This is a genomic window from Bacillus sp. FSL W8-0770 (genome assembly GCF_038008705.1).
Classification (GTDB): domain Bacteria; phylum Bacillota; class Bacilli; order Bacillales; family Bacillaceae_G; genus Bacillus_A; species Bacillus_A cereus.
Window position 1 is genome coordinate 1 of the sequence record NZ_JBBOZR010000003.1, and the last position, 12196, is coordinate 12196.

A 12196-nucleotide genomic window follows, 5' to 3' on the forward strand; every position below is an offset into this window, starting at 1 on the left:
AATATAAAAGGAATTATAATTTCTTTATTTAGAGTCTTTTGAATGTATACTTTTTCATCTATTTTGAGGATATTGGGGGAATTGGTGCGAAGCCAACGTTTAGAAGGGGGGGAAGTAAACTAATGAATGTTAGTTTACTTTCATTACCCCTTAATTTATTTTTAGTTTTAAAAATATGCAATTTTACATATTTTTCATTTGTATATTTTGGAATTAATGTTTTTTTGATATTATATATCTATTCGGATTTACATGTTTTAACATTTTTAATCCGAGAGTTAGGAGGATAAAAATGGAAATTATTAAGAATAATAAGCATTATATTGCTTTATTTATTTCTATTTATTCTATTGGTTTATCTATATACTTTGGTATACCAGTGTTTAATGTAATATTTAATTTATCTAATGAAAAATTAAATTATGCTAATTTATCTTTAACTTTGTATTTTGTTATTATGATTTTTGTGTTTTTTAAACTTTATAGAAAGTACAAATAATCGCTAAATTTCAATAAAGTGTTTTACAAAATGATTAATATTATCATTTTGTTTTATAAAAACTATTAAAGGAGGAATTTATAATGAAAGAAATGTCTTTAATTCAAGAACTTACAGAACAAGAATTAGAAATGGTTGATGGTGGTGGCTCTAACTGGGCTACTTATACTGGTCAAGCTGCAGGCTCTATTGCGGGTGCCGCTACAGTTGGAGGGTTAATTGGTGGACCAGCTGGTGCATTTGTTGGTGGAGTTTATGGCGGAGTTGCATATGCTATTGGCGTTGCAGCTGATATGTAATTTTAAAATCTAAATATTTATATAATATGGAGGAATATTTCATGGAACTTTTATTAAACAATAATACTTTATTAGAAGAACTTTCATTAGAGGAATTAGAGATTGATGGAGGCGGCTGGGGTGGCGCCGTTGCAGGTGGTTTAGGTACTGCTGGTACTACAGCATGGCTTGGAGCTGAATACGGTGCTTCTATTGGTATAGGTGGTGGACCAGTTGGTGCAGCTATTGGTGGTGCAGCAGGTGCTATTGTTGGTGGCGTAGTTGGATATTATGCAAGCTAATTGAGTTAGTTTGTATGTAATCCTTAAAGTTGTTTTTCTTATTTTATAAATAAAATAAGAAAAACAACTTTTTTAATATTCTGTTCTTTAAGAGGTAAGGTGGTCATTTGTTGAAAAGAAAAATTAGACATTTTAAACAACATGATTTAAAAGATTGTGGACCAGCATGTCTTGCAATGATTTCAAATTATTATGGATTAAATATGTCTATTTCAAGAATTAGAGAAATAGTAGGTACAGATTTACAAGGAACAAATGTAAAAGGATTAATAGAGGGTGGGGAAAAGTTAGGATTTGAAGTAAAAGGTGTAAAAGCAACAAATCCAGAAGCTTTGACACAGATTTCTCTACCTGCGATTGCTCATGTTGTAGTAAATAGTGGTTTTCTGCATTATATAGTAATTTACAAAATTAAAAAAAATAAGATTTATGTTGTTGATCCAGAAAGAGGTTATATTACATATTTATTAGATGAATTTTGTCAAATGTGGACAGGTGTACTTATATTAATAAAACCAGGGGGAGAATTTCAAAAGGGAAATAAATCTCAAGGTACATTCTCTAGATTTTTATTTTTGTTAAAAAAACAAACTAATTTATTGGTACCTTTATTTTTTGCTTCAATATTTTTTAATCTATTTGGATTGTTAGGGGCTTTTTATTTTAAGTTTTTAATTGATGATATTGTGACAAACCAATTGTTACAAACACTTCATATTGTATCAATTGGAATTATTGTATTGTATATTTTTAAAGTTTTTCTTTCCTATTTTAGAACTCATTTAATTTTATATTTAAGTAGGAGAATAGATATTGAGTTAATGCTTGGATATTACCGTCATGTTGTAGGATTACCAATGAATTTTTTTGAAACTAGAAAAGTAGGCGAAATTATTTCTAGGTTTATGGATGCAAGTAAGATAAGAGACGCATTATCAACTATAACAGTTACATTAATGATTGATACATTAATGGTTACTTTAGGGGCAATTTTATTATACATACATAGTCCACTTTTATTTGTTGTTACATTGTTATTAATACCTTTTTACATTGGGATTATTTTTGCTTTTCATAAACCGTATCAATTTATTAATAGAGAAGAGATGGAAAGTAATGCAAAATTAAATTCTTATTTAGTAGAATCTTTAAATGGAATTGCAACAATAAAGTCATATAATGCTGAAAAAGAAGTGTTTTTTCAAGTAGAAAATCGGTTTATAAATCTATTAAAGCAAGTATTTAAAAGAGGAATGTTATCTAATTTACAAGGTTCTATTAAAATGGGGCTTGAGTTAATTGGAGGAACAGTTATTCTTTGGGTTGGTGCATTACAGGTATTAAAAGGACATATGACAATAGGTGAATTAATTACATATAATGCACTTTTAGCTTATTTTTTAAATCCAATTGAAAATTTAATAGGAATTCAACCTGTTATGCAATCTGCATTAGTTGCGGGTGAAAGATTAAATGAAATTTTTGATTTAGATGCTGAAAAAAGTGAAAAGGAAGAGAATAAAGTATCTCCTAAGAAGTTATTTGGAAAAATTGAATGTTCTGATGTAACTTTTCGTTATGGAACTCGTAAAAATGTTTTAAATTCTATAAATTTTTCTATAGAGCCTGGTAGTCAGGTAGCATTTGTAGGAGAAAGTGGTTCTGGAAAGACAACTATATCAAAATTATTAATGAATTATTATGAACCACAACAAGGAGATATTTATTTTGATGATTATCATATTAAGGAAATAAATAGAACGGCTTTACGTAATCGTATTGCTTATGTTTCTCAAGAATCATTTTTCTTTAGTGGTTCGATTTATGATAATTTAAGATTTGGATTAGAACAAGAGGCTACATTAGAAGATATTATAAAAGTATGTAAGGATGCTGCTGTTCATAATTTTATTAGTGAACTACCATTACGTTATGAAACTTTGTTAGAAGAAAATGCATCAAATTTATCAGGTGGACAAAGACAGCGTTTAGCCATTGCGCGAGCACTATTAAAAAAGCCAGATATTTTAGTTTTGGATGAGGCAACAAGTAATTTAGATTCTACAACTGAAAAATATATTACGGATATGTTAAAAGAGTTGGGTACACAAGGAGTAACAGTAATTATGGTTGCCCATCGATTGAGTACAATTCAACATGCAAATCAGATTTTTGTAATGGAGAAAGGAAATATTATAGAGAGAGGTTCTCATGAAGAATTATTATTCCATAAAGGTGAGTATTATCGTCTTTGGAAGAACCAAACAGTTCATGTAGAACATATAGAAGCACAATCATATGCAATGCGAGGTGGTCAATTTGAGTAAAATATATTCTTTTGATCAATTAACTGATAGTGTGGAGTTATTGGAGAAAAGGCCTCCTCGGTTTATCGCTGGATTATTATGTTTTCTTTTTATAAGTCTATTAGGATTTATGATTTGGGCATATGTTGGAAAACTAGATATTGTAAGTAAAGGAACAGCAATAGTACAAAGCAAGTCAGATATTAGTGTGTCCCGTACTCAAATAGTTGGTATTGTAGATACTGTTTCAGTTCGATCTGGTGATGAGATAAAAAAAGGGGATATTTTGATCCAATTAAAGAATCAGGAATTAATGAATAAACAGAATCAATTTGAACAAATTATTAAGCGTTTAGAGGGACAAAAAGAGATGTTAGAACAATTGAAAAAGAGTATTCAGTCCAATAAATTATCTTTTTCTGATGAAGTAGATAAAAAAATAAGAGAAGAATATAAAGCATATGAGCAAGGTTATCAATCTTTGCAAAATGAAAAGGAAAATGAGTTGCATTTGATAGTTGATAGTAAGTTATCAAATGAACAAGATGAAATTTTACAAGGATTAATTGCAGACGAGGAAAATATACAAAGAGAAATTAAATTTATAAAAAAACAGAAAGATAAAGAAAATATATTAGATGAACAAAAACAAGTATTGGATGACAAAATTCAATCCTTAGAATCTCAACAAAATATTATAGAAAAAAGAATAAATCAAAGAAAAGAAACGTTAGATAGTGAGAGAAAGAAGATTGATACAACGAAAGAAGGGAAACAAGAACAAAAGGAATATGCTTTAAATCAATATAGGGACAGTGCTATTGTTTCTGTGAATCAGCGTATTCAATCTTTGGAGCAAGAGATATTTGTAAAAAAACAAGATTTAGATGGATTACATAATCAAAATGAAATAATGACTATAAAGGCACATCAAGATGGAGTTGTACAATTTCCTTCTATCATTCAACCTGGTGATTTAATTGATCCTGGTCAAGAGGTAGTTTCCATTATTCCAAAAGAAAATGAGAAAAAGATAAAAATTTTGTTATCAGCTCAAGAAATAAAAGGGATTAAAAAAGGAGATAAAGTACAGTATTCGTTTAAGTTAAAGAAAACGGATAAACAAATGGGAAAAATAACATATATATCGGCACATCCTATTTTTGATAAAGATTCAAAAGCTTACGTTTATGAATTAGAGGCGACAATTGATACACAAGATTTATATGAATTGCATACTGGAATGGTAGGTAGAGCTTCGGTAGTAACAGGAAAAGAATCGATATGGAAATTTATATTAAGAAAATTAGATTTTATTTCTAATTAATTGTTGGTACGATAATTTCTTTAGCTATATTTTGCTTTTTACATGGTGATTTTCTGATTACAGAAATGATAATCAGAATGGTGTTTGTTATTTTATTTAAAAAGACACAGTCTATTTTACGGGTATAGTTTTACATCTTATGAGGAATTTTGAAGTTGAATATTTATACTATAAAATTACAATAAAAAAGCCAGTCATGCTATAATTGAATTGTCGGAAACAACTATACATAAGTGGCTTTTTTATTCTTATAAAATTATAATTTCATAATATCATAAAAAAAGCCTCTGTACTAGTTGTAAATACTAGGAATAAGGGGAAATATTATGGCAAATACGGTCAATTTAAAACAAGCTGAAAGGAATTCAAGATTGAGAGATATCGAGAATTCGAAGATATTGTCAGAAGAAGAGATGTACATAGCAAATGAACTTCAAGCTAAAGCAAATTTACATGGGATGAAGCTGGTACCTGAACGTAAAATAAAAAATAAAGCTAAATTTGCTCAAATCATACAAGAAAATTGGTTATATCTCATTCAAAATAGTTATTTAAAAAATGAAGAAATTATGTTTTTAAATAAAATTATTGGATTTATAGGTTTTCGTTCGAATTGTATTGTTCATGATATTAATGCAAAAGAACAGTTACCTATGACCCAAACTGAAATTGCAGAAAAAATAGGATCTAGTAAAAATACAGTTAGTAGATTAGTGAAGCAACTAATTGAAAAAGGCCTAATTGGGCGTTTTGAATCTGGTAGAGATGGAATTAATGCTAGAATGTATGCATTGTACATAAATCCTAATGTAATTCTTTGCGGAGATCGTGATAATATTAATCAAACATTACAAACTATGTTTATAAGAAAGCCTAAAGAGTTAAAAAATTTACCCATAAAATTAGTGTAACCTGTATGAATTTCATACAGGTTTTTTTATGATTTTATAGTTATCGAATTCGATAACTAAAGTTATCGAATTCGATAACTATAAAAAATCTCGAAACCCTTGATATTACTGGTTTTTTTTCACTTTGGTATGCTTGTCCCTTCTCACTCTCTATATATAGGGCTAAAAGTTCCGCAAGGAACAGGTAGTATTTTTAAGCAAACTCCGCTTAAAAATCTCCACCTTTGTTAGAAAAAAGTCGCCTCGTCAGTCCTCGGCTAAAGTCGGAGACTTTTCTTTTTTCTAACATCCTTGCCAAACTTTTTTTGGCTCGTTTGCTTTCATCGCCAAGCCGATACACTCAAAAGTAGGATCTAGGCATATCGGCTTGAGCTAATCATTATACGAGCCAAACCGCTTGATCTAACATTCTTTAATTAGTTCTTATTCTATTTTTTGATATGCAATATGTGGGGTCTCCCCACACCCCGGCCAACCTCTACCTCAAAAGTAGGAGAATAATATGTAACACTTTATTAGTATAAGAATATTTTTAATTTTAGATGTAATGTAAAATTAATATAGTTGAAATTATTATTTTTATATTGGTAATTTCGGAGGAGTTTATTTTATGAAAAAATTAGTTAATTTAGAACAAGCTGAAAGGAATTCAAGATTGAGAGATATCGAGAATTCAAAGATATTATCAGAAGAAGAGATGTACATAGCAAATGAACTTCAAGCTAAAGCAAATTCATATGGAATGAAGCTGGTACCTGAACGTAAAATAAAGAATAAAGCTAAATTTGTTCAAATCATTCAACAAAATATTCAATACTTATTTGAAATAGATTATTTAACAAATGCTGAAAAAGTATTTATATTAGATATTTCAATGTGTGTAGGTTTTTTAAGTAACTGTTTAGTTAGTGATATAAATTCTAAGGAACAGATTCCATTAACTCAACGAGAATTAGCTAAAAAAATTGGAAGATATGAAACAAAAGTTAGTCCATTAATTAGAAACTTAATAGATAAAGGTATTATAGCCCGTTCAGAAAGTGGTGTTGATGATAATAATGTTAGAGCATACGCTTTGTTTGTAAATCCTCATATTATGTTTTCTGGAAATAGAGATGATGTTAATCCAACACTTAAAGCAATGTTTAGAAAAGTACCAAAACAACTTAAAAATTTACCTATTAAATTATTTTAAATTTACTTCACTTAGTAGATTTTTTATTGATTTCGTACTTACCAAAAACGGTAAGTTTACTTACCAAAAATGGTAAGTACGAAAAATCTTGAAACCCTTGATATTACTGGTTTTTTTCACTTTGATATGTTTGTTCCTTCTTACTCTATATAGAAATGGCTAAAAGTTCCGCAAGGAACAGGTAGTATTTTTAAGGAAACCCGTCTTAAAAATCTCCACCTTTGTTAGAAAAAAGTCGCCTCGTCAATCCTCGGCTAAAGTCGAAGACTTTTCTTTTTTCTAACATCCTTGCGGAACTTTTTTTGGCTCGTTTGCTTCTATCGCCAAGCCGACACACTCAAAAGTGGGATTTAGGCATATCGGCTTGAGCTATTCATTATACGAGCCAAACCGCTTGATCTAACGTCCCTTAATTAATTCTTACTCTATTATTAGATACGCAATACGTGGGGTCTCCCCACACCCCGGCCAGCCTCTACCTCAAAAGTAGGGGAAAGACCAAAAACACTTACTAAAAGTAAGTGTTTATTGTGGAAGTGGTTTCTCTCGCTGAGATTCGTAGGAATCGTTGAAATTTAAACGTCTAAATAGATTTGTATTCCGGATTTTGATGTTTTTCGGATCAATCATAGATTGCCAAGGTTGTAAGTTCTTTTTATTTTCTCTAATTTTAGTAATTCTATTGATAACATTATTTAACTCACGTTCATGATCTTGGTTCATCACAATAAAAGTAAAGCTTGTTATTACTGTTGGAAAGCAAATCTTCAATAAAAATTTAATATGATAGATATCAGAGATTAGGTTATTTATCGTGATATAAGATGTTCCTGGTATTGGGATAATATTTGCTACGATGTGTAAAGATTCTTTTTGATTATTAATAAGTAATTTAAGAGAACAACGTGTAGTAAGGATTTTAAAGAGTTCATCGATAAATGTAATGAGTACATGAAGTTGAGTTTCAGGTGTCTCTTCATTGATCAACCACAATCCTCTATTTTCTTGTTTTGTCTTTATGAGAAAGTCTGTTACAAATTTCATATCAAGATTTTTAGGTATTTTGTTGTTTGGAAAGTATTCTCCAAAGTAACGTGTATCTTTCTCTTGTATTGGTTGAATTGGGAAAAATGATTCTGTATGTAATAGATAATAATGCTCGTGAGAGCAAAGTAATGCGATTAATAATATTGGGTCTGTATATTGTTTATTTAATTCTAGATAGTCTTCCATACGAGTAAAATGGCGGAAGAGTACATTCTCTCCTGGTGCAATTGGCAGCACCTTTTTTTCTTGGCCAAAATAATAGTAAGCTCGATAAGATAAATAAATATATTCCGCACCATAAAAGGATTTAGAACCAATTAACAGTTTATCTTCTAACTCTTTTAATTTTGCATAACCAAGTGTTCTAGACTTATTCTTTTTTCCTTTTTGATAGCCAAATAGGTCCAAAAATTGAGATTTTAACATGTAGGGCTGATGATGAAGCATAAATGTAAATAGATTATGATAATGCTTCATGATGAATAAATGTAATTCATCACTTAATTTTCTCTTATGTGGATCTTTTTGAATGTCATGTAAGTTTAAGATATAGGGTGCATTCGTATTATTCATAATTTCATGTACTGTATAAAAAGTAGGTGGAACGATAAATGTTGGTTGTATTGCCATGTTTTCTCCTCCTATAGTTGTTCATACCCGGATAAAAATGTTTTCGCAAATTCTTGTTTTTGTTGAATATCAATCTCCTTATAGTTACGTGTTGTCACTTCTATGGCAATATAACCGCCATGCACTTCGCTATAGACGGCTCCATCGGGCGTTGGTTGGAATTTTCCTTGCGGATGGGACTCTACTATTCTTTTTTTAAAATCGTCGTATCTGGGGTCTTTCTGGGCCTCTGAATGCAATTGTTTTTCTGTTTTCCATGTTTCTCTTGTTTCTTTAGGTAAAGAAATATATTTTTCAGAGAGGCGAATATCATGTTTAGCGTTATTTATACCGGTTTTATATTGATATTCTTTACCTTCTTTTTTAAACTTTTCTATTCCCTTTTCTCCTAGAACAATCTTTCCTGTTCGCTCTTCTAAATAGCCGCTATGACAAAGTTTTTTCAGGCGATCTCCTTTGATGTTATATTCTCTTTCCATTTGTTCTCTGGTAGCTGTTCCTGTTTTCCAAAGCATATCCATGCCTTCAATTTCTTTTGTTTTTAGAATCCTTATATGTTTTCGTGGCGCGGCCATAGGGATACCTCCTGTCTTTGCTTTATCTTTGTATTTAATTATTTGGGATTTTATAGCGAAGCTATGGGTTTTCGGTATAATTCGTGTTTATATGTTTCGTTTTTTTATTAAACAAACATTTTTAAACAAATGTTTGTTTAATTTCATTCAAAATGTGATGCGAAGCATGATATTTTGATCAAACAAATAAAAATGCCGAAAGGCGATTTTATTTGTCTTTTTCTAAGAAGCGTGAGCTGATTTAGAAAAAGAATCTGGACAGATGCGAAGCATTCTGTCCAGGAAGTCCCGCAGGGCAAAATACGCCTGAAGACCATTCACTCGGCTTGCCGAGCTTGTTTTTGGTTCAAGCGCAGCGAGAATCAAAAATGAATGCGTCTGACCGCAGGCATGGAAAAGCGTTAGCTTTTATCATGCCAAGGCAGGCGTATTTTGCCCTGCTTGAGTCTTGCCGGACAATGGACGGCGGGACGATTCGTGGAATGCTCTTGAACTTCTTGATTTGACGCCGTTAGGGCGGATAAATCAAGCTCCCTAAAGGGGAGAATATGTACTTGATTATATGTGATACTATATATAATCAAGTTTAACTATATTATACAATATATTGATTTTAATATAAGAGATTTTTTAATAGGGGGACATGAGAGAATAGCTAGACAAGGGCTGATCACTGAATCCGTAACGTTTATGCCGCGAAAGTCACTTGACCATGAGGGGCACCCTCATGCAAACTCACCAGAGGTGGCCCCAGAAGGGCGGTTTTTGCCCGCTGGGGTTATCTTTGGGAGTTTGAGGGTGTAGAGGCTCGTGGTCAAGTGAATCGTGGAATATAAAGTGTAGGATGGGACTCCCAGCATAGGGCAAAAACCAAAGATATTATCAAGTTTTAATAATATCTTTGGTTAAATAAGTAGAATTATTAATAATATTAATATTATTAAATAAGGTTAGTTTTTGCTATTTATATCTAAAAATAAAACTGTTTATAGGTCTTTCATCTATACAGATTATAACCCAATGAATATATAGATAAATGTACCAGATAAAATTAGGAAATATGGGGGTTGAAAATTTATGTATCAAAATTCGTATTCAAATCCTTATACTTACATGGATGATATATATAATTCTCGTGATCTAACAAGTAAAATAGGGACTTTTTTAACTGTTTTAAATGATGTACCTATATCTGGGGGAGTAATTCCTGCAGGAACTCGTGTTTTTATTCATAATGTTGTACGTGATGCTGGAGGAAATGAAATAGCTAGAATAATATTTCCTCAAATGGGAGTAGGCGGTTGTATAGTTGCTGGAACAAATGTTTTTGGTTCTGCACTTGAAACACCAGCTCCAATTCATCATTCACATCATCGTTCCAGTGATCAATACTAATAAGATAATACATTGGTGTTTTATGAATAAAAACATTTAAATGTAGCAAATAAAAGTTTTTAGGAATTAAGAATATTATTTTTTATACCTAATATTTTGGTTGAACATATTGTATATTCTATACACAATTAGTTGACATAACGTCCTATTATCGGTAGCAAGATTTTCATAGAATCCTTGTATTGACAAGGATTCTCCTTTTTTTGTTTTGTTATCTTGTATACAGGATTTTATACATCGTTGATGTAGCGGGGATTCTATGGATCCGGGTTCTTCTTTTTTTGCATAAAATCTTGTATATAGAAAAAAAGATTTTGATGCTGGTATCCAGAAGTAATGATTTTTCAATTTTAAAATTGATATGTATTTCTAAGCTTGGAGCTTTAATATGAATTACATATATTAGGCATGTGAAGATTGTGGAAGTTAAGAACTGAAACAATTGATACGTGAATTATTAGGAAAAAGGGTATATCATTGCTATAGCGAATATATTTTTGAGGTGAAGCGCTATGAAGACGCTATATAGCCCTGGCGACGTGGCAGAGCAATTAGGTATCCAATCTAGTACATTACGTAAGTATGCTGATGTACTAGAAAAAGAGGGTTATACCTTTATAAAGAATGAGCGAGGGCATAGGAAGTATAGAGAAAGTGATGTAATGGTGTTTCGTAAGGTTATCATGCTAAAGAACGACACAGACATGACATTAGAAAACGCTACAAAACAAATAGTATCATGGTATCAAGGCGTTGAAGTATTGCCATTAGAGCGACACGAGATGGAGCGCTATGAAGAACCTGATTTCAACGCTACGACGCTACAGGCGATGATTCAAGATCAAAAAGAAGTCATTGAAAAGCAAAATGAATTACTGCTGGAATTAACTAAACGATTAACGGAGCAAGATCAGCGATTCTCACAAAGAGAATCGGAATTATTGAGCGCTATACAATCGATACATGAATCCCAAAAGCTTATAGCGACAAATAATAGCGAATATATGGCGAAGAACCAGGGACGCGATGAAATGCTCATGCAAATGATCAGAGAAGTCCAGGGAGTTAAGAATATGATTGTGGCAAGCAATGCTAAGAAATGGTATGAATTTTGGAAGTAAAGATCAGAGTCCGGAGCGTTTATGCCGCGAAAGTTGCTTTACTATGAGGGGCACCCTCATGCAAACTCATCAGAGGTGGCCCCAGAAGGGCGGTTTTTGCCCGCTGGGGTTATCTTTGGGAGTTTGAGGGTGTAGAGGCTCGTAGTCAAGTGAACCGTGGAATAAAAAGTGTAGGACGGTTCCTCAGGTTAGGGCAAAAATCAAGTATTTTGGGTAGAGGTTCTAATGTCGGAAAAGGAAAAAGAGGGATAGAAATATAGCATACATACAATAAGGGAATGCAGTATAGATCAGTCTACAAGCATTCCCTTGTTATTAATATGTATTTTCTATCAATAGTCTTTTAAATCTTTTTCCTCTTCCCTTTTTTTAGAGAGGCTATGCGAAGCATATTGCGCTATTATTCCGGAAATCGCTACGAAAATAATGTGATTATGAAAGCCCAATCTGTTCCTGTTATTGTAGCTAAAATTATTTTGTTTAGTTCCCTTTATAGAGGTTTTAGATTTGATTATTGCATTATAACATTTGACTAGAAGTAGATAGACTAAAATAGTTTATTTGAAATTTTTTTGAGTAGGTCTTAGTTGGAAGGGGAAATGAATGATTA

At 31.5% G+C, this 12196-nt stretch carries 11 protein-coding genes; 9 read left to right on the forward strand and 2 right to left on the reverse strand.

The window, feature by feature from the left end; genetic code table 11:
- The first annotated feature begins 292 nt into the window (after window positions 1–292).
- The 7 genes from NST27_RS29420 (at window position 293) to NST27_RS29450 (ending at window position 6818) form a co-directional block, all read left to right on the forward strand.
- The gene (locus tag NST27_RS29420; protein ID WP_000402620.1) at window positions 293–499 is read left to right on the forward strand and encodes a hypothetical protein; all 207 of its coding nucleotides are present in this window, start codon (window positions 293–295) and stop codon (window positions 497–499) included.
- An 83-nt stretch (window positions 500–582) separates the two neighbouring features.
- On the forward strand, window positions 583–798 hold the full coding sequence (locus tag NST27_RS29425) for a Blp family class II bacteriocin (RefSeq protein WP_000661789.1): 216 nt from the start codon (window positions 583–585) through the stop codon (window positions 796–798).
- A gap of 41 nt (window positions 799–839) precedes the next feature.
- On the forward strand, window positions 840–1079 hold the full coding sequence (locus NST27_RS29430) for a hypothetical protein (protein ID WP_047387977.1): 240 nt from the start codon (window positions 840–842) through the stop codon (window positions 1077–1079).
- Between the two features lie 110 nt (window positions 1080–1189).
- Window positions 1190–3406 carry a peptidase domain-containing ABC transporter gene (locus tag NST27_RS29435; RefSeq protein ID WP_423739645.1) on the forward strand — a complete coding sequence of 739 codons (2217 nt, stop codon included), beginning with the start codon at window positions 1190–1192 and terminating at the stop codon, window positions 3404–3406.
- The gene (locus NST27_RS29440; RefSeq protein ID WP_047388000.1) at window positions 3399–4712 is read left to right on the forward strand and encodes an HlyD family efflux transporter periplasmic adaptor subunit; all 1314 of its coding nucleotides are present in this window, start codon (window positions 3399–3401) and stop codon (window positions 4710–4712) included. The genes NST27_RS29435 and NST27_RS29440 overlap by 8 nt, the downstream gene beginning before the upstream one ends.
- 326 nt (window positions 4713–5038) lie before the next feature.
- Entirely contained in the window at window positions 5039–5623 is a 585-nt protein-coding gene (locus NST27_RS29445) for a MarR family winged helix-turn-helix transcriptional regulator (RefSeq protein WP_047387995.1), read from the forward strand.
- A gap of 610 nt (window positions 5624–6233) precedes the next feature.
- Window positions 6234–6818: a replication/maintenance protein RepL gene (locus NST27_RS29450; RefSeq protein ID WP_047387992.1), complete on the forward strand. Its 585-nt coding sequence runs from the start codon at window positions 6234–6236 to the stop codon at window positions 6816–6818.
- A 525-nt stretch (window positions 6819–7343) separates the two neighbouring features.
- Here the strand turns inward: NST27_RS29450 and NST27_RS29455 are convergent.
- Window positions 7344–8495 (reverse strand): hypothetical protein, encoded by a 1152-nt coding sequence (locus NST27_RS29455; RefSeq protein ID WP_047387987.1) that lies wholly within the window; start codon window positions 8493–8495, stop codon window positions 7344–7346.
- Window positions 8496–8506: 11 nt separating this feature from the next.
- Window positions 8507–9070 (reverse strand): hypothetical protein, encoded by a 564-nt coding sequence (locus NST27_RS29460; RefSeq protein ID WP_047387986.1) that lies wholly within the window; start codon window positions 9068–9070, stop codon window positions 8507–8509.
- 1077 nt (window positions 9071–10147) lie between these two features.
- Here NST27_RS29460 and NST27_RS29465 point away from each other — a divergent pair.
- Both NST27_RS29465 and NST27_RS29470 read left to right on the forward strand, forming a co-directional pair.
- A complete protein-coding gene (locus NST27_RS29465) occupies window positions 10148–10465 on the forward strand; it encodes a hypothetical protein (RefSeq protein WP_047387979.1) in 318 nt (105 codons plus the stop codon).
- Between the two features lie 512 nt (window positions 10466–10977).
- Window positions 10978–11586, forward strand: coding sequence for a DUF3967 domain-containing protein (locus tag NST27_RS29470; protein ID WP_047387978.1), 609 nt, complete (start codon window positions 10978–10980; stop codon window positions 11584–11586).
- The last annotated feature ends 610 nt before the right edge of the window (window positions 11587–12196 follow it).

Excerpts from the sequence above, each read along its gene's own strand:
- NST27_RS29420 (WP_000402620.1), top strand. The coding sequence starts at position 293 with ATGGAAATTATTAAGAATAATAAGCATTATATTGCTTTATTTATTTCT.
- NST27_RS29425 (WP_000661789.1), top strand. The coding sequence starts at position 583 with ATGAAAGAAATGTCTTTAATTCAAGAACTTACAGAACAAGAATTAGAA.
- NST27_RS29430 (WP_047387977.1), top strand. The coding sequence starts at position 840 with ATGGAACTTTTATTAAACAATAATACTTTATTAGAAGAACTTTCATTA.
- NST27_RS29445 (WP_047387995.1), top strand. The coding sequence starts at position 5,039 with ATGGCAAATACGGTCAATTTAAAACAAGCTGAAAGGAATTCAAGATTG.
- NST27_RS29450 (WP_047387992.1), top strand. The coding sequence starts at position 6,234 with ATGAAAAAATTAGTTAATTTAGAACAAGCTGAAAGGAATTCAAGATTG.
- NST27_RS29455 (WP_047387987.1), bottom strand. The coding sequence starts at position 8,495 with ATGGCAATACAACCAACATTTATCGTTCCACCTACTTTTTATACAGTA.
- NST27_RS29460 (WP_047387986.1), bottom strand. The coding sequence starts at position 9,070 with ATGGCCGCGCCACGAAAACATATAAGGATTCTAAAAACAAAAGAAATT.
- NST27_RS29465 (WP_047387979.1), top strand. The coding sequence starts at position 10,148 with ATGTATCAAAATTCGTATTCAAATCCTTATACTTACATGGATGATATA.
- NST27_RS29470 (WP_047387978.1), top strand. The coding sequence starts at position 10,978 with ATGAAGACGCTATATAGCCCTGGCGACGTGGCAGAGCAATTAGGTATC.